This window comes from Bacillus sp. LH1 (assembly GCF_057924895.1).
Map to the genome: position 1 here is coordinate 4,721,449 of NZ_CM175007.1, position 18,947 is coordinate 4,740,395.

Below are 18,947 nucleotides of genomic sequence, written 5' to 3' on the forward strand. Positions count from 1 at the left end.
AAGCAGCTTTATTTACATTTTTAGTTCTTTTTTATAAGCAATATATGAATATCCCATCGTTAATCCTACTGCACCAATAATAATTCCAACCATTACGAAAGATTTCCACGCCACTGGTGCAAAAACACTTAAAATCATAATGATCCCCAATGCAACAAACACCTTTCCGCTAAAACGGTGCGTTTTTCTCCACACTTCTTCGTTACTTAATGTCCACGGTGTTTTTATACCTACAAAGTAGTTTGGTTTACATTGTGGTAAATAGTTTCCGATGGCTATAAATAAAATACCCACTAATAATTCCGGCACGCGATTAATGAATAAATTGTATCCTAATCCACTTGTAATAATATCTATATTCCCTACAAATAGTAGCAGTAGTATCCCGTTATTCATCATCATAAAAGCTTTAGAAAACTTCTCGTAGTTCGCTTTCTTTGGATCAATCTTTGGTAACACGTTTAGAAAAATATATAAAACAATCATAATTCCAACCATAGAAAGCATTCCATACAATTTAGAAGAATATCCATCTACTTTACCGCCGCTCCAATGCGTTGCAATTGTATCCGGTAAATGTGGCCAAGCAAACGCCCAAGCTAAACAAGTTATAACAATTAATAAGATTGCAAAAAGATGCTTTTTCATTTCCCCTCTTCCCCCTTATTCGTAAATGTAAACACCCAAGTCAATAAATCTTGAAAGACCGTTGTGTTTAAAGAGTACATAACGAATTGCCCTTTCTTTTCATCTTGAATAAGTTCAGCATTTTTAAGTGCATTTAAGTGGTGTGAAATACTTGGTTTTGTCATATTGAAATGTTCAGCAATCTCACCAGCGGTTAGATCGCCTTCTTTTAATAAGTCTAAAATTTTTCGCCTTGTTGGATCTGCTAATGCTTTGAATGCTTGATTCAATGTCTTTCTTCCTTTCGATAATTAGACATTTAGATATTTATCTAAATATTAAACCAATTACTGTTATTTGTCAATTTCATCCAGCGCCCTTTTTACTTTTCTCACTTTTAACCTATACTGTTTACTAGCTTATCTTTCAACATAATGAAAAGACTTGAAACACATGATACACTATAGCTACAATTGTTTTTTTGAGGAGGAATATACATATGTATAAAATTTTAATCGTTGAAGACGATCCAAATATTTCATCATTACTGCAATCTCACATTCAGAAGTACGGTTATGAGGCTGTGGTAGCGGAGAATTTCGATGATATTATGGAATCGTTTAACGCAGTGAAACCACATCTTGTTTTACTTGATGTAAACTTACCGAAATTCGATGGTTTCTACTGGTGCCGTCAAATTCGTCATGAATCTACTTGTCCAATTATTTTCATTTCAGCGCGTGCTGGTGAGATGGAACAAATTATGGCAATTGAAAGCGGTGCGGATGATTACATTACAAAACCATTCCACTACGACGTTGTAATGGCAAAAATTAAAGGACAATTACGCCGTATTTACGGTGATTATGCACCAAATATTTCTGAACGTATCGTTGAAGTAGAAGGTTTAAAACTATTCCCTGAACGTCCAGAAATTCATTTTGGATCTGAACAAGTTCTTTTAACGAAGAAAGAGGCAATTTTAGCAGAAATGTTATTATCTAAATTCCCTCGTACAGCGAGCCGTGAAGATTTATTAGCTGCGCTTTGGGATGACGAAAGTTTCGTTGAGGAAAATACATTAAACGTAAACATTACACGTCTTCGTAAAAAGTTTAATGAGCTTGGCATTGAGAACTCTATTGAAACAGTACGTGGACTTGGATATCGCTTTAACGCAACTTGGAGTGAATAAGCATGAAGCTATTTTTACGTGATCATTTTGCATTTTTTCTACTGTACGTATTAAACTTCGGTATCATTTTCGTTCTTTATGATGCAGTAGACGGATTTCAAAATAATAAATTTTACTTCGTCGTTTTAAGTTTATACTTATTTATTTGTTTCCTCGCTTATCGTTACGTTCGCAATCGTAGAATGTACCATAGATTAAGTGAGCAACCAGAAAAAATGGAAGATGCGTTTATTGAAAGAGCAACTGCTCCGATGCCTCACGGTGTCAATGAACTCGTACGTACGCAGTACCGTCTATTCCAAAAAGAACTACAATCGTATGAAGTAAAACAACAAGAACATCAATTATTCATTAACCATTGGGTACATCAAATGAAGACACCTGTTTCTGTTATGCAGCTTATGGTGCTAGAAATGGAAGACGAGCATTTAATTCCAAAGTTTAAAAAAGAATTAGAGCGTCTAAACCAAGGACTTGATATGGCTTTATACATGGCTAGGTTAAATAACTTCCATGAAGATTTCCATGTCGAGACGATTTCATTAAAAGATACGGTAACAAAAAATATTAACGGATTAAAAGAACTATTCATTCGTAATGGTGTCTTCCCTGTTTTAGAAGTCCATTCTGATTTAAAAGTTGCTTCTGATGCGAAATGGCTAAAATTTATCATCTATCAGTTAATGACAAATGCTGTTCGTTACTCTGGGGAACGCGGAAAGAAAGTATTCTTATCTGCTTACCGAAACGGAAAAGATATTATTTTAGAAGTTCGCGATGAAGGTGTTGGTATTCCACAAGAAGATATTCGAAGAGTATTTGAACCATTTTACACTGGGAAAAACGGTCGCGCATTCGGAGAATCTACTGGTATGGGCCTTTATATTGTAAGTAAAATTTGTGATTATTTAGGTCACTCTGTCAAACTAGATTCTGAAGTTGGTAAAGGAACGACGATTAAAATCATCTTCCACAACGCTGCAAATAATCAAGCAGAACATACGGAGAAGGTGACCGAAGCATGATCGTAACATATGCAAGCAAAATGTATGAGAACTCACTCTCATACATTTTTTGCAATACAACTACTTCTATATCTTCTAGCCGGAGGTATAATCTATGACATTTTGGCAATTTGCATTTAAAAACGTCACGCGCAACTCAAGAGCTTATTTTGCTTACTTTGTAAGTAGCTCCTTTTCCATTGCTGTGTTCTTTTCGTTTGCTGTTTACTTATTCCATCCGAAATTACAAAACTTTGACATGACCTCTGAAATTTCAGGATTAATGATATTTTCAGAAGTAGTAATTGTATTTTTCTCTTTCTTCTTTTTACTATATTCCATTGGTACTTTTTTAAAAGTTAGAAAAAAACAATTTGGTATTTTGACCATTTTAGGAATATCGAGAAAACAATTACATCGTCTTATTTTTATGGAGAATATGTTAATCGGGATTTTATCTATCTTTTTCGGCATGCAGTTTGGAGTTGTTTTTTCTCAATTTTTCTTATTAGTAACAGCCAAACTTACCCATGTTCCAGGAATATATTTATACGGGCCTACTAACGCGTTTATTTTAACAACCATTGTTTTCCTTAGTCTTTTTATCATTGTATCTGCATTCACACCAATGCTTATTCGTACAAAAAAAGCAGTACACCTTTTAAAAACAAATGGTGGAAAACAAAAAGAAAGAAAACCATCCATACTTGTTTCATTATTTGGTGCGATTTGTTTATTTGGTGGTTATGCGTTAGCTGGAAATCCTAAATATTTCGTATCAGTAAGCCCGCAAATCGGTGTTATATATATGGTTTCAAGTATTTTCGTCATTCCAACGCTCGTTACAATCGGAACATATTTTTTCTTTTCTCAAATTAGTTTCTTACTTATTTATATTTTAAAGAAAAGAAGAAAGTTTTATATGAAACGGATTAATATGCTTTGGATTTCGGATTTAGCGAGCCGTATTCGAACGAATATTAATATGCTGTTTATTGTAGCGATGCTATCTACAATTGCTTTCACAATGATTACGTTTCTATATGGATTCGGGAAATTTATTAAGCTAGAGGTGAATAGAACTTCTCCTTTTCCAATTTCTTATTTTTCTTATGATGCGAACCCTTTTGTTACAGAGCATTTAAATTGGCTTGAGCAACAATTACAAAAAGAGCATTTCCCCTATCAAAAAATAAAAGCTGATATATATGAAACACCACTAAAAGAAGATAAAGATATAGCTATTTATAATGACGTATACGCAATTAAGCAAAGTGACTATAACAAACTTGCAGATTCTTTACGAATGAAACAACTATTTATGGATGATAACGAAGCATATGTGCTAACAGGGACATCTTATAACACCATATTCAACGAATTTGAGCAAAGCTACAAAAGAGATTACATTACACTCTCTAGTACAAATACGAAATTACGAGTGAAAGGCTATGAGCATGTGAATGCAATTCCATCTGGCTTTTCATATCAAACGATAGTTTTGCCTGATGTTATCGTAAATAACTTACCTAGCACCGTAAAGCATATATCAGCATACAATTACAAAATTCAAAACTGGGAACAGACATATGAAATTGCTGATAATTTTATAGAAAAAGTGCAAAAAGATCGAAATAAATCCCAGTATGAAGGACCTCTTATTCGTTCCTTTGAATCAGCAGGATCGTTATACAAAATAACATCAGGCAGTGCTGCATTTTTCCTAATTGGGACCTTTTTAGGAGTTATTTTCTTCATTGGAGCTGGTAGCGTTCTTTACTTTAGAATGTATACGGATTTGACGAACGAACAAGAGAAATATATAACGATTTCTAAAATCGGTGTAACAGATACAGAGATGAAACGATCTGCAACCATTCAACTTAGTATTTTATTTTTCATTCCGTACATTATGGCATCCATTCATACAATGTTTGCAACAAAAATGCTACAAGATGTAATTGGTTTATCTCTGTTCAAAGAGGTTTCAGCCGTTCTTATTATTTTTGGATTCGTTGAAATCGTGTTTTTCATATTCATTCGTTCACTTTATATGCAAAAATTATCACAATACACGAGTGGACAAAATATTTAAAACAAAATTGATGAAAAGAGTATTTCTTATGCTCTTCTCATCTTCACCCTATCAGGAGGTTCAGGTGAATGACATTTTGGCAGTTTGCATTTAAAAACGTGACGCGGAACGCCAGAGCTTATTTCGCCTATTTTGTAAGCAGTGCGTTCTCCATCGCAATCTTTTTCTCATTTGCAGTTTATTTATTTCATCCTAAATTGCATATGACAGACGTGAATTATTCTCTGAACATATTAATGACAATTTCAGAAGTTGTCATTGTGTTCTTTTCATTTTTCTTTTTACTGTATTCAATCGGGACCTTTTTAAAAGTACGAAAAAAACAGTTCGGGATTTTAACAGTACTTGGCATATCTCAAAAACAATTAAAGCGACTCATATTTATAGAAAATATGTTAATTGGTGCTCTTTCTATATTTTTTGGCATTCAACTTGGAGTTGTCTTTTCACAGTTCTTTTTATTAGTTACCGCCAAAATTACACACGTACCTGGTTTATATTTATATCCGCCTACAAGTGCTATCGTTTTAACTATCATCATCTTTCTTGGGCTCTTCATTCTCGTATCATCTTTTACACCGATGCTCATTCGTACGAGAAAAGCCGTACGTCTTTTAAAAGAAGGAACACAACAAAAAGAAAGAAAAGCATCCGTGCTCATCTCTCTATTTGGTGCGACGTGTTTAATATGTGGATATGCGTTAGCCGCAAATCCGTTGTATTTTATGTCGCTAGGTGACATCATTGGGCTTTTATACGCCGTCTCTAGTATATTTGTCATCCCATCGCTTATTGCAGCTGGAACATACTTTTTCTTTTCACAAATTAGTTTTTTACTTATTCGTATTTTAAAAACGCGAAGAACGTTTTATATGAAACGAATTAATATGCTTTGGATTTCGGATTTAGCAGCGCGCATTCGGACAAACATTAACATGCTCTTTATTGTAGCGATGCTATCAACACTCGCTTTTACAATGATTACATTCTTATACGGTTTTGGGAAATTTACAAAGTTTGATGCAATTAGACAAAACCCTTTCCCGTTTACGTATTTATCGCATACTGAAAATACATTAGCTGATGAACATTTAAACTGGTTAGAGCAGAAATTTAATGAAGGGCACTTTACTTATACAAAATTTAAAACGGATATATATGAGGTATCTTCAGCTGAAGATAACACGCAGCTCTATTACGCAATTAAACAAAGTGACTATAATGTACTTGCTAAAGCATTAAATTTGGAAAAACTCACGGTAAATAAGAATGAATCTTATATTCTTATGAAAGACTTAGATGATCAAGTTATTGGAACACTTCACAATGAAGAAAAGAAAAATACTCTTACACTTACTCAAAACAATTTACAACTACAAGTGAAAGAATATAAAAGTTATAGCCCATTCCCAAACAGCTTAATATACCAATTACTCATACTATCTGATGAAAATGTAGAAGCCTTATCCACAGTTTCCAAACAAATGAGTGTATATAACTTCAAAGTTACAGATTGGGAAAAAGCACATAATATCGGTTCATCGTTTATAACAAAAATCCATAACGATAATGCAGCTATTCAAGCAGAGCACCCACCTTTCCATGCAAGTGAAGCGAGCGATTCTCTATATAAGAAAAAACTAAATGTTGCCTCATTCTTCTTAATTGGTACTTTCTTAGGTGTTATTTTCTTTATCGGTGCTGGTAGTGTTCTTTACTTCCGAATGTATACAGATTTAACAAATGAGCAAGAAAAATATATAACGATTACGAAAATTGGCTTAACTGAGACTGAAATGAAACGTTCAGCGACAATTCAGCTTGCGATTCTTTTCTTCGTGCCTTACATTATGGCATCAATCCATACGATGTTTGCGACAAAGATGCTACAAGAAATATTACATCTCTCGTTCTTCGCTGAAATTACAGTCGTACTTATGATTTTTGGAACAGTTGAAATTTTATTTTTCCTTTTAATTCGTTCCTTTTATATGCAAAAATTATCACAACACATTAAGTTTTAAAAAGTAGAAAGGTGATTACTATGGAAGAAGTATTACACATAAAAAACGTCTCAAAAGTATATGAGGGAAAAGTCCCTCATACTGCTTTAAAAAATATAAATTTACACGTGGATAAAGGTGAATTCGTTGCCATTATGGGACCATCTGGTAGCGGGAAATCTACATTTTTAAACGTTATCTCTACAATCGATTCTCCGACTTCTGGTGATGTCGTGATTAACGGAAAAAAACCGCACACATTTCGTAGAGAGAAGTTAGCTATTTTCCGCCGCCAAGAGTTAGGATTTGTTTTCCAAAACTTTAACCTACTAGATACACTAACAATCGGTGAAAATATCGTACTACCTTTAACATTAGATAATGTTCCATTAAAAGAAATGGATGAAAAGCTTGATAACATTTCAAAAAAGCTTGGAATTGATCATATTTTGGACAAGCGTATTTTTGAAGTTTCCGGGGGACAAGCACAGCGTACCGCAGTAGCACGTGCTGTCATTCATCATCCTTCACTTCTACTTGCCGATGAACCGACAGGAAACTTAGATTCAAAAGCGGCAATTGACGTAATGGAGCTATTTACGAAATTAAATAAAGAAGAAGATGCAACGATTTTAATGGTTACCCATGATCCGTTTGCAGCAAGTTATTGTAACCGTGTTATTTTCATTAAAGATGGAGAGCTTTACAATGAACTACACCGCGGATTGTACCGTGAGAAATTTTATCAAGAAATATTAGATGTTTTAGCATTATTAGGAGGAAGACGTGGATGACATTTTGGCAATTCGCATTTAAAAATGTCTCACGTAATTCGAAAGCATATTTCGCCTACTTTGTAAGTAGTGCGTTTTCTATCATGGTTTTCTTTTCATTTACTGTATACGCGTATCACCCGCGGTTACAAAGTGTACAAAGTTTCCAAGAACGTGATCCTCTAATGAACTTAGCTAGTACAGCACAGCTTGTGATTGTTATGTTCTCGTTCTTCTTTCTCTTATATTCAATTGGAACATTTTTAAATGTACGGAAGCAGCAATTCGGGATACTCACCATTCTCGGTATCTCACAGAGACAATTAAAGAGACTGTTATTTACTGAAAATATGATAATCGGGATATTGTCTATCTTTATCGGCATTCAAGGTGGACTTGTATTTTCTAACTTTTTCTTATTAGTCACTTCGAAATTAACAAACGCGAAAGGTCTCTATTTATATTGGCCAACAGAAGCGATTATCGTTACAACCGTAACGTTTATCATCTTATTTTTAATCGTTTCTACATTTACACCAATGTTTATTCGTACTCGAAAAACAACGAAGCTTATTAAGGGCGTTAACAAAGAGAAGAGCGAAAAAAAACCATCTATACTGATTTCACTATTTGCTTTAACTTGTTTAGGACTATGCTATTATATTGCTGGTTATCCGCAAGGCTACATAACGGAAAAAAATGCACAAAATGGATCTGTATTCTTAATTATGCTATCTATTTTACCGCTTGTAGTAGTTGGGACGTATTTATTTTTTTCACAAACATTTCTTCTCTTTATCTATATTTTAAAGAAACGAAGAAAGTTTTATTTAAAACAAATAAATATGTTATGGATTTCAGATTTAGTTTCTCGTACACGCAGTAATATTAATGTACTCTTTATTGTTTCTATGCTATCTGCACTTGCATTTACAATTATTATCGGGTTATTTGCTGCAAACAATAATACGAAAGCACCCATACTAGAACGATATCCAATACCATTCACCTATACATCAGAAGGTGTTAATGCATTTGAACAAAAGCATATTACTACGATTGAAACTGAACTTACAAATGCTAATTTTCAATATGACAAATATAAATTTACCGTTTTAAAAGATACAGCTTCAAAAGAATCAATTGCCATTATGAAAATGAGTGATTATAACGCAATAGCACAGCAATTAAACAGACCAAAAATCACTCTCGATTCTTCACAAGTTTATAATATTTCTCGCTATTCACCAGTGTTATTAAATCTCGTGTCTAACCCATTTGCGAAGCAGAACACGATTACACTTGGCTCTAATAAAAAGGAATTTCAAATTAAAGGTTTTATTAATAGAGGAATTGAGCCTCCCTTTGCATTACCTCACTTAATTGTGATGCAAGATGAAGTAATTGAAAATATGATTCCTCATATTGAAACAATTACAGTCTATAACTACTTCGTGGAAAATTGGGAAAATGCAATTGTCCCAACAAAAAATATATTAAAAAGCTTAAATCATGATGCAGAAACCTTGTATGAAGCACATAAAAATGAAGAAGATTTCATTAAACCATTTTATATTTATACAGCTACGGATGAACTCGTTCATAGTAAAGGAAATGCAGTCGCTCAATTCTTTATTTGGGCATTTCTCGGCTTTATTTTCTTTATCGGAGCAGCTAGTGTTTTATATTTCCGTATGTATAATGACTTAACAACTGAAAGACAAAAGTATATTACGATTACAAAGCTTGGCTTAACTGAATCAGAAATGTTTCGCTCTGCAACGATTCAATTAGGAATTTTATTTTTCGTTCCTTATGTCGTTGCTGGTGTTCACACATTATTTGCAGTTAAGTTTTTACAAAGCATGTTTTCTTTCTCCTTATTAAAAGAGACATGTATCGTACTCACCTTTTTCGGGATTATCGAGATCATTTTCTTCTTCTTAATCCGTTCTCTTTACATTAATAAATTATCACAGCATATAAAAATATGAATAAAATAGCCTTGTGCAATATGCACAAGGCTATTTTCAATAGTTTTTAATAATTAGCAGCAATATCCGCCGTAGCCGCCAGCATAACCGCCGTAACCACCATAACCACAACCGCCGCCTCCGCCGAAGCAGCTAGCACCGATGATAATTAATAAAATAAACAATACGATTAGAAGCGCAAAACCGCCTCCGCAACCATGTCTGCGGTTACAATCATCATGTCTGTGTTCACACTTTTCGCTCATTACCCTATTCCTCCTTTAGTATCATTCATAACAAGTTCACCTTGCTCTAAATGAGGGGATTCCATTTATATTATGTTTTCAGGGCGAATAAGAAGCTTGGCTTACCTAAAAACGGGCTTGTTTTAGGAATTGGGCTTTATTAAAAAGCGAATGAGCCTTATCCAGATGTAAGCATAAAACATTTGACATACTCTTAATTTCTTACTAATATTTAATTGAATGACCAATCAATTTTTTGATTATACATTCAAATCATATAAATTAGGAGTTGAATAGCGTGACTGATTCTTTTATTGCAGAGGCTAGGCGTGAACAAATTATTCTTGCATGTATTGATACATTAGAAGAGGTTGGATATAACAACTTAAGCTTAACGAAGGTAGCAAAAAAGGCTAAGATTAGTACCGGACTTATTTCTTATCATTTTAATGATAAGCTTTACCTTATGAATCGCACATTACAATTTTTAGTTGCCAAGCAACATGAATTTATTAGTAATCGAGTGCTATTAGCTCAATCTGAAATAAATAAACTAGAGGCTTTTATTGAAGCGCATTTGGCTTATCAAGAAACTCATTACAAAAATAATATTGCCTTAATTGAGATTGTCTTTAATGCAAGAAATGAAGAGAACGTTCCTTATTACAGAATCGAAGACGACGAAGAGGAGGATGCTCTTAGAACGATGTTATTAGATATTTTGAAGACTGGTCAACAAAATGGCGTGTTTTCCGATTCTTTCCAAACCGACACATTAGCTTCATTTATTTTAGGAGCAATCGAAGAAAGAATGCTGAAGGCAAATTCATCTATATCCATAGAAAATTACTCAGATGAGCTCATAAAAATGGTGAAGAAACTCACTGTTTAAAACATGCCTTGATTAAAAAAATATATATGAAAGGATGAACTACACATGAAAAAGGCATCTGTCATTGGATTAGGTTTTTTAGAAAAATTACTTGCTATAGTAAGCCCAATCCTTTTAGGAATTATTGGATATTTTTCACCTAAATTAATAGAGATTATAAAAAAGATTCCTCTCTTTTCTGATTCAAAAATTATAGAACTTTTAAATTTTATTAATCCCTTCTGGCTTCCTATTATCCTCATGCTAATTGGTGTTATTGCAGGAATTTTATTTTCTTTAATTATTTATAGTGAAGCTTTAAAAATGAACATTACTTCGGAAAGCATTCACGTGAATAAGGACGATCAAAAGAAACAAATCACCAGATTAAATGTAAAAGCCGTTTTTGTAGATAAGCGTCAAGTGGTTATCATTGATCAAGAAGACCGAGAATGGTTACGTGAAACATCTGACATTACCCCAAGCAAAATTAAAGATACTTTCTTAATGCACGGCTTCCCCTGGGTGGAACAAGATCCTTATAAACATGAGTATAGCTTATGGAAATTAGAGGATGAGCGATTTAATAAAAGCATAAATACTATTTTGTATGAAAGACGCAATGCCCTTCGAGAAGGAAACTCTAAAAAAAAGAAGCATTTACGCAAAGATTTGAATGAGCTAGGAGTCTTTGTCAAAGACGATGGAGAAGATCAGTATGTCCGTTCCATTAAGTAATAGGACAATAGAAAAAAGATATAAAAAGCACCTTGCCCTGTATATTTGTAAGTAACTACGATCAAAAAATAGCAAAACCCACAGAGAAATTGAATTTCTCCTGTGGGTTTTATTAATTAAAATGGACTTTTCTCCCTAAAGAAACATATTCAACACAAGCGCAAAACCAAATGCAATAAATGATAACAATGTCTCGAGTACCGTCCACGTTTTAAACGTTTCCTTCACCGTCAAACCTAAATACTCTTTTACAAGCCAGAACCCTGCATCATTTACGTGAGAAAACATTAATGAACCTGCACCGGTTGCAATAACGAGAAGCTCTAAATTCACACCAGACATGTGCTGAATAACTGGTGAAACAATCCCTGCTGCTGTCGTTAATGCTACTGTAGCTGAACCTGTTGCAATTCGAATTAAACCAGCTACCATGAAAGCTAATACGATTGGTGATAACGAAATATGTTCTGCCATTTGTGCAATAGCTGTTCCAACGCCGCTTTCAATTAATATTTGTTTAAATCCACCGCCTGCACCAATTATTAAAATAATAGAACCGACAGGCAATAAACTTTCATCTGTTAATTTTTTAATCATCTTTTTATTAATACCTTGTTTGATACCAAGTAAATAAAATGCTGCGAAACATGAAATAAGTAAGGCGATTACTGGACTTCCTATAAACACGAAAAATTCAGTCAATTTTTTCGGTAATGAAATATATGGTGCAACTACTGATAAAATCATCAATACAACTGGTAGTAAAATAATAAAGAATGAAACTTTACGACTTGGCAAATCAGTTGAGACAGTCGTAACTCGAATAAGCTCTGGTTCATTTTCAGGTATAACCCTTTTATGTACCCACTTTGCAAATATCGGTCCTGCGATAATGGCTGTTGGTAACGCGATAATTAATGAATATAAAAGTACCTTTCCTAAGTTCGCGTTATAAATACCGATTGCTGTCATCGCCCCTGGATGCGGAGGCACGAGCCCGTGAACAATAGATAATCCTGCAATGACAGGTAACGCAATTAATAATATATTTTGCTTCGTCGTTTTTCGAATGGAAATAACAAGTGGTAATAAAATGACGATCCCCACTTCAAAAAACACTGGAATCCCTATAACAAATCCTGCAAATAACATAGCCCAAGGTAGTTTCTTTACACCGAAAAATCGAATAAAGAAATCTGCCACTTGCATGCCGGCCCCTGAATCGGACATCATTTTCCCTAAAATTGTTCCGAGAGCTAAAATACCAACTAAATGCCCTAGTACACTACCAACACCAGTTTCATAGGCAGTCACTATTTTCGTTAAGTTCAGTCCAGACATGATAGCTAAAAACAAACTCGCAACTGTTAAACTAATAAATGCATGCCATTTCCACCATGATACCCCTAAAATAACAATCGCAATTGCAAGTAACGTGACGATTAATAAGTATATATCCATCTCCCATTCTCCTTACTTTATAAAAAAAGAGGGAAAATCCCCTCTTTTTTATACGTCATAATTCACTACATAATGCTGCATTTCTGTATTGTAGTAGCCTTCGCTATATTCAATTACTTCGCCAACTTCATCGTAAGAATAACGCATGCGTTTTAATAGCGCTGTCCCCTCTTTTTCACCTAGCGCTTCTGCAACGAAACTAGGCGCGAGTCCAACTGCGAATTCATCTCTGAAGTTTTCTAAATGAATACCTCGGTCTTCAACTAAATCATAAAGCGATTGCAAGTCAAAATCCGATAAATCTGAACTTGCCATTCCTGCTGAGAAATAGTGCGTATAATGAATGTACGGTGCATCATTTAACGTATATAAACGTTCAATACGAAAACTCTCCTTACCGAATAATCGAAATGGCACTGTTCCTTCTTCATTCTGCACAATTTCTGCTTTTAGCAATTTCTTCTGTACTTTATATCCTTCTTCCACTAACACTTCAGTAAATTTCTTACCCTTTGACAGTTTTGTCGCAGAAGTATTGCGGATGACTTTCGTTCCTTTACCGCTTTTCTTTTCCAAATATCCTTCTTGAGCGAGTTCTTTAATCGCATTTCGCACTGTAATTTTACTCACTTTGAACTCTTCTTCTAACTGCGGTTCGGAAGGGATATTCGTATGAATCGCATATACACCATGCAATATTCGATCACGAATAATATTTTTTATTTGCAAATATAATGGTCCTTTTTTTCTCGTTACGTTCACCGTTACACCCACTACCTTTCTACATCACCTACTGATGCCGTCATTGCCCGAAGTATATCCTTCTCTGATGACATTGGCGTATCACCGACGATTGTATGTGCTAGCATTCCAGCTGCTGACGCAAATGAAACAGCTTTCTCTGGTGCGAACTCCTTTATCTCGCCATGAATAATTCCGCTCGTATAAGCATCTCCAGCACCTATTCTATCATATACAGAAAACGTAAGTGTTTTTGCAAAAGTGAACGTTCCATCTTTACATATAAACCCGCGAAGCGAATGTGTATTATCACTGTTAATAGAGCGATGAGTACCAGCGATTGTAGCGATATGATACGTTTCAGCTACCTTTGGAATAAGATCAACAAGTTGCGCCTCTCGCTCCGTTTCTTCGGTTTTTATTCCTAAAACAAACATTGCATCTTTTTCGTTCATCATAACGATATCAGCAAGTCCCAGCATTTCTTCATAATGCGGTTTTGCCTGTTCATATCCGTCTTCTCCCCAAAGTGATGGACGATAATTACAATCAAAAACGACGGTTCCTCCGTTTTCTTTAACTGCTCTCGCTAAAGACTTCATATGATGGCGCACCGTATCATTCATCGCAAGTGTAATACCGCAAAAATGAACGATATCAATTTCCTTAGCAATTTCTTCAAATTGGTATATCTCTTCAGACGCCGTATTGAAGCTACTTTCTAGTCGATTCGAATACGTAACGCGGCTTGCACGTGCACCGAATCCATTTTCTAAAAAATACATACCTACATATTTACCACCTCTTGAAACAAGAGAAGTTTGAATTCCTAACTTTTGAATGTAAGATACAGCTGCATCTCCAACCGAATTTTCCGGTAAAGTTGAAATAAGAAGCCCTTCATGCCCTAAGTGAGAAAGTGCCGCTACAACGTTCACACCTGTACCTGAAAATGAGTAATTTAACGTGTTAGCTTGCGACAACAATTCATATCCAGGTACTTGCAGGCGCATCATTACTTCGCCGAACGCTGCAATTTTCTTACGCATATTGATCAACTAGCTTCTTCACGACTGCTAATAATTCACGCACATCTTCTACTTTCGTGTTACCAGTTTCTTTATCAATAATAGAAGAGTACACGTGCGGGATAACTTGCTCTACATTTGCCTCAAGCGCAATACGTACAATTGTTTCGAAGTTTTCTTTATCAATTCCGCCTGTTGGCTCTAATGCGAATTCTTCTTCCGCACAAGCTTTCGCAACTGCGCGATATTCTTCTTCATAGGCTAGCCCTTTCATCGGGAAGTACTTCAATGAATTTCCGCCCATATCACGTACAAGTGCAATCGCTGTTTTAATTGGAACGATTGCTTTTTCTTCTCCAGCCGCACTAATTGGGCCAGTAGAAATATTTACGTAACCTACTTTTCCTGTTGGCGATACTAAACTATTAATCCAGCTATCTTTTTCGCCAAGATTTGCACGTGTCGCTCCAACTGAAGGAAACACTTGGTTAATATGGCTACCAGGATAATGCTTCGCAATTTCAGCCACAACTGCCGCTTGGCGATTATCTCCTGCGCCTAGTCCGATTGATACAGCGTCATCAATTTCTTTTCCATATGCTTTCATAGCTGTAACAGCTTCTTCTACTGTTGGATAGTCTTTTGATAACACTCCCACTACTACATAACCTTCTGCTGCTTCAAAAATATCTTTCGCATTTTCTATATTGTTTGCCAATACATTTAATGCTACGCGGCCTTTATAAAAACGTTTTTGAATGTTTGTCATTTTAGTTTCCCCCTACAATTTCTCTCATTTTTTCTTCAATTACATGTATGTCATCACCTTGAAGTGGACGTGGATCGATATCAAAGAACCCTTGTCTTACTCCGTAATCACGTGTGTAAATTGCAATTTCCCCGTCGCGTAATGCAGCCACAACGTCTTTTGCCGATTTATTTAACTCTTTTTCGTTAATATGAATACGTGCTCTAAAGATTGCTCTTCCAGCTTCATCTTGAACGATCGTTACATTTACACCATTTAATTCTTTTAGCGGCATAAGTACTTGTAGCAATTCTTTTTCTTGCTCGCTCTTATCTTCTTTTACTCCGTACTCATCAAGTGCTTGAAGTAAACCAAAAGTTGTTTCTTTCCCAACTTTCATGCTTCTTCCGATACAATGTAATTGCACTTTCAGCCATTCAATATACTTTCTTTTACCGCCCACAATACCAGAAGTAGGTCCTTCAATTGCCTTTGAACCGCTATAAATAGCAAGATCTGAATACTTCACATATTTTTGAATGTCTTCTTCAGCTGCTGCATCCACGATAAGCGGTACGTTATTTCGCTGCGCAACTTCCCATGCTTCTTCAACAGAAATCATATTTTTTTGCACTGCATGATGTGATTTCACATACAGAATCGCTGCTGTATTTTCACCAATTGCATCTTCAATATGCTCTGCTTTCCCTTCATTTGCATAGCCAACTTCTACAAGTTTACCGCCGCCTAAGTAAATCATCGTTTCAACAGGAGCACCGTATTGAACGTTATGACCTTTTAACATAATCACTTCGTTTTTCGCGATTACTTCTTGATGAAGTCTTTCACTTTTACGGCGATTTCCTTCTGTAACGATACCAGCGATAGAAAGCGCAATTCCGCTCGATGCTGAATTCACAACGACCGCTGCCTCTGAATCTAGAATTCTCGCAATATGGTCTCCTGCTTTATCTACTAAATCAGCAATTTCCACATAATTTTGTCCACCATGTTTCATCGCATCCATTACCGTATCTGTAGGAGCAGATACACCTAAAATACTCATTCTACCGCTCGCATTAATTACTCTTTTTAATCCGTACTTAGCATTCAATGAATGACCCATTAATTACAACCCCTTTCGTATCAATCCTTCTTTCAGCAATGCGCTGATCCCCTTCTGAATCAATTAACGTAACCTTCTCATCTTTAACCGTAAATAAAGTTAAGTTTGCAATATCTCCTTCTTGAATACGGCCAAGCTCTGGTTTCTTAAGCCACTCTGCCGCATTTTTCGTAACCGCATCAATCACTTCTTCTAGCGGATAACCTAAGTAAAGGAATTTCGAAAGAACATGAGCCATACTATACACTGGACCGTGTATACGGTTCTTTCGGTAAATATCTGTACTAATTGTATGAAAGGCAATACCGTGACGCTTCGCTGCTTCTGCTACTTTAAAAGAAAAACTAGCATTACCGTGACCAACATCTAAATGTACGCCGCGATTCACTGCATCTAGTAACACAGGTAGCGGTTTTCCTTCTTCATCAAATAAATTATTTTCTTTCCCGTTTAAGTAATGTGTAATAACATCATCTTTTTCTAAAAGAGGTACAACTTCCTCAATGCGAGGAGGCGCTGAACCGATATGTACCATAATCGGTAATGATGTTTCACGGGATAAAGAGCGCGCTACATGCAGCGGTTCAATTCCACTATCACAAACGACGCTTTTACTCATTCTCGCCTTTAACCCAACGATTACATCTTTATACTTTTCTACTGCTTCTATTACTTTCTCTTTATCTATCCATTCCATATTGGATAATTCATCAATTCGTTTCAAACCGATGCGAGAAATATTTAAAAAGGCAAATAAATTTGTCTTTGCCTGTTCTCTACTTTTTACTAAATCTGCAATGCGATCAGCTCCGCAGCTACCCGCATCAACAATTGTCGTTACCCCTTGCTTAACGCCAATTTCATCCACTTCATCGCCATACGGATCAAACTCTGGAAAAGCATGAACGTGTAAATCAATCCAGCCACTCGATACGTAAGTACCAGAGCAATCAAGAACCTTTCCACCCTCACCAGCACCAGCTTTCGTCACCTGTGCGATTTTATTATTTTCAATTACAATGTCAATCTCTTCCCCGTTCACACGTTTCACATTACGTAGTACGAATCGTTCTGTCATTGTACTTCCACCCTTTTCTATAAGAAGCCATAAGAATACGCTTACATTAAAGTTTCATTTTTATATCTCTTTCACACGTTTAGCGTAACACAAAAAAAGGGAGAAGTAAATATAACGTTATAATGTTTAAAAGCGAATAAAAAGATGCTCCTCCAAAATGCTAATAGTATAGGAAATTATATCAACGATTTTTTGAATATATCTATCATAACTTACAATATATCAACGATTTTTCAATTATATCTACCGTAACTCACAATATATCAACGATTCGACAAAGAATATCGATTTACCGACAAAAAACATCAATCCCTTTCTTATATATACGAAGAGGTTGCTCCAAACGGAACAACCTCTTTCTCTATTCCTGAACCGTCACAATAACCCCATCCATATTGTTCCCGGAAATTTCATACTGCTTGTTTGCTGGCACGTTCACTTTCATATTCTCAGAAACTTTATAATAAGAAACAGTATATTTCTTACCTTCGACTTCAGTTGAAATCTCTTTTTCCTCTTTTAAAAACTCTAAATATTCCTCTAGTGTGAAATTCTTTTTTTGCATAATTGCGCTATGAGGTAAGCCTACATAACGTATATGCCATGGCTCATATTGAATGCCTGTAATGTTACTTTTATTTTTCGGATAACGTAATACAAAGCCATGCTTCCATACGTTCTCTTCAATCCATTTTCCTTCAGGCGCTTTCTCCATTTTCTTTTGAGTAGACCCAATGTCCAGTGATAATCCTAAGTTATGTTCACTGTATCCTGCTGGAAGTGCATAATCAGATCCCATTTTTTCATATAGCTGTTTTTGCTCTTGGAAATCTCTATAGCCACTACTAATCAAAAAATGGTTAACACTTTCTTTTCCAGCCGCATCGACAACGTTCAAAAACTTTTTCACAACATCCTTTGATAAACGAAGATTTCTATCAAATATTACATAGCCTCTCACTAATTCACTATTATGATTTACATTTATAATATCAGACCTAATACTATCTTTTTTTACTGGGTAATCCCTGTTAACTAATAATAAATCGCCCTTATAAATTTGTTCCTTCGTAATCTCTTTCCCATCGGTGTTTGCCGCCTTTACTAGCTCATCTTTCCCGACAATTTTAACGTCGATTTCCTTTTGAAATAACGGTGATATATAAACGCCTACACATACTGTGCATACTATAAAAAAAGAAATAAATACCCACTTTTTCATTTCTAGTTCCTCCTTAACG

The 18,947-nt window shown here is 35.3% G+C and carries 18 protein-coding genes; 8 read left to right on the forward strand and 10 right to left on the reverse strand.

All coding sequences use genetic code 11. The annotated features are described in order from the left end of the window. Nucleotides 1-12: 12 nt before the first annotated feature. Nucleotides 13-648, reverse strand: a complete 636-nt coding sequence (locus ACX9TM_RS24480) for an SdpI family protein (RefSeq protein WP_065381954.1) — start codon at nucleotides 646-648, stop codon at nucleotides 13-15. Further along, the gene (locus ACX9TM_RS24485; protein WP_001070523.1) at nucleotides 645-917 is read right to left on the reverse strand and encodes an autorepressor SdpR family transcription factor; all 273 of its coding nucleotides are present in this window, start codon (nucleotides 915-917) and stop codon (nucleotides 645-647) included. The genes ACX9TM_RS24480 and ACX9TM_RS24485 overlap by 4 nt, the downstream gene beginning before the upstream one ends. A gap of 209 nt (nucleotides 918-1,126) precedes the next feature. On the opposite strand from ACX9TM_RS24485, the gene ACX9TM_RS24490 reads away from it, so the two are divergent. The 6 genes from ACX9TM_RS24490 to ACX9TM_RS24515 all read left to right on the forward strand — a co-directional run bounded on the left by ACX9TM_RS24490 (nucleotide 1,127) and on the right by ACX9TM_RS24515 (nucleotide 9,691). Next, nucleotides 1,127-1,822, forward strand: a complete 696-nt coding sequence (locus tag ACX9TM_RS24490) for a response regulator transcription factor (protein ID WP_000276738.1) — start codon at nucleotides 1,127-1,129, stop codon at nucleotides 1,820-1,822. Between the two features lie 2 nt (nucleotides 1,823-1,824). Beyond that, complete coding sequence (locus ACX9TM_RS24495) at nucleotides 1,825-2,847, forward strand: sensor histidine kinase (RefSeq protein ID WP_000765341.1); 1,023 nt, start codon at nucleotides 1,825-1,827, stop codon at nucleotides 2,845-2,847. Nucleotides 2,848-2,941: 94 nt separating this feature from the next. Then, the gene (locus ACX9TM_RS24500; RefSeq protein WP_000145051.1) at nucleotides 2,942-4,921 is read left to right on the forward strand and encodes an ABC transporter permease; all 1,980 of its coding nucleotides are present in this window, start codon (nucleotides 2,942-2,944) and stop codon (nucleotides 4,919-4,921) included. A 68-nt stretch (nucleotides 4,922-4,989) separates the two neighbouring features. Beyond that, nucleotides 4,990-6,945 (forward strand): ABC transporter permease, encoded by a 1,956-nt coding sequence (locus ACX9TM_RS24505; RefSeq protein WP_000145009.1) that lies wholly within the window; start codon nucleotides 4,990-4,992, stop codon nucleotides 6,943-6,945. Between the two features lie 20 nt (nucleotides 6,946-6,965). Then, nucleotides 6,966-7,718, forward strand: a complete 753-nt coding sequence (locus ACX9TM_RS24510; RefSeq protein WP_000393250.1) for an ABC transporter ATP-binding protein — start codon at nucleotides 6,966-6,968, stop codon at nucleotides 7,716-7,718. Then, nucleotides 7,715-9,691, forward strand: a complete 1,977-nt coding sequence (locus tag ACX9TM_RS24515) for an FtsX-like permease family protein (RefSeq protein WP_000144951.1) — start codon at nucleotides 7,715-7,717, stop codon at nucleotides 9,689-9,691. The genes ACX9TM_RS24510 and ACX9TM_RS24515 overlap by 4 nt, the downstream gene beginning before the upstream one ends. A gap of 53 nt (nucleotides 9,692-9,744) precedes the next feature. Here ACX9TM_RS24515 and ACX9TM_RS24520 read toward each other — a convergent pair whose 3' ends face one another. Further along, entirely contained in the window at nucleotides 9,745-9,936 is a 192-nt protein-coding gene (locus ACX9TM_RS24520) for a YjcZ family sporulation protein (RefSeq protein WP_001290392.1), read from the reverse strand. A gap of 277 nt (nucleotides 9,937-10,213) precedes the next feature. Between ACX9TM_RS24520 and ACX9TM_RS24525 the strand changes: the two genes are divergently transcribed. After that, nucleotides 10,214-10,807, forward strand: coding sequence for a TetR/AcrR family transcriptional regulator (locus tag ACX9TM_RS24525; RefSeq protein ID WP_000132248.1), 594 nt, complete (start codon nucleotides 10,214-10,216; stop codon nucleotides 10,805-10,807). A 45-nt stretch (nucleotides 10,808-10,852) separates the two neighbouring features. Next, nucleotides 10,853-11,524, forward strand: coding sequence for a YqeB family protein (locus ACX9TM_RS24530; RefSeq protein WP_000710350.1), 672 nt, complete (start codon nucleotides 10,853-10,855; stop codon nucleotides 11,522-11,524). 135 nt (nucleotides 11,525-11,659) lie between these two features. Here ACX9TM_RS24530 and gntP read toward each other — a convergent pair whose 3' ends face one another. From gntP to ACX9TM_RS24565, 7 genes are all read right to left on the reverse strand, one after another. Beyond that, nucleotides 11,660-12,985 (reverse strand): gluconate permease GntP, encoded by a 1,326-nt coding sequence (gntP, locus tag ACX9TM_RS24535; protein WP_000356167.1) that lies wholly within the window; start codon nucleotides 12,983-12,985, stop codon nucleotides 11,660-11,662. 48 nt (nucleotides 12,986-13,033) lie between these two features. Next, the gene (locus ACX9TM_RS24540; RefSeq protein WP_000539278.1) at nucleotides 13,034-13,759 is read right to left on the reverse strand and encodes a GntR family transcriptional regulator; all 726 of its coding nucleotides are present in this window, start codon (nucleotides 13,757-13,759) and stop codon (nucleotides 13,034-13,036) included. After that, nucleotides 13,759-14,775 (reverse strand): sugar kinase, encoded by a 1,017-nt coding sequence (locus tag ACX9TM_RS24545; RefSeq protein ID WP_001227516.1) that lies wholly within the window; start codon nucleotides 14,773-14,775, stop codon nucleotides 13,759-13,761. Before ACX9TM_RS24545 ends, ACX9TM_RS24540 begins: the two co-directional genes overlap by 1 nt. Beyond that, a complete protein-coding gene (dagF, locus tag ACX9TM_RS24550; protein ID WP_065381953.1) occupies nucleotides 14,768-15,523 on the reverse strand; it encodes a 2-dehydro-3-deoxy-phosphogluconate aldolase in 756 nt (251 codons plus the stop codon). The genes ACX9TM_RS24545 and dagF overlap by 8 nt, the downstream gene beginning before the upstream one ends. Nucleotide 15,524: 1 nt before the next feature. After that, nucleotides 15,525-16,628 carry a DgaE family pyridoxal phosphate-dependent ammonia lyase gene (locus tag ACX9TM_RS24555; protein ID WP_023523247.1) on the reverse strand — a complete coding sequence of 368 codons (1,104 nt, stop codon included), beginning with the start codon at nucleotides 16,626-16,628 and terminating at the stop codon, nucleotides 15,525-15,527. Next, a complete protein-coding gene (locus ACX9TM_RS24560) occupies nucleotides 16,606-17,706 on the reverse strand; it encodes an amidohydrolase/deacetylase family metallohydrolase (protein WP_000139930.1) in 1,101 nt (366 codons plus the stop codon). Before ACX9TM_RS24560 ends, ACX9TM_RS24555 begins: the two co-directional genes overlap by 23 nt. Before the next feature lie 361 nt (nucleotides 17,707-18,067). After that, entirely contained in the window at nucleotides 18,068-18,928 is an 861-nt protein-coding gene (locus ACX9TM_RS24565) for a D-Ala-D-Ala carboxypeptidase VanY (protein ID WP_000759406.1), read from the reverse strand. Nucleotides 18,929-18,947: the final 19 nt, after the last annotated feature.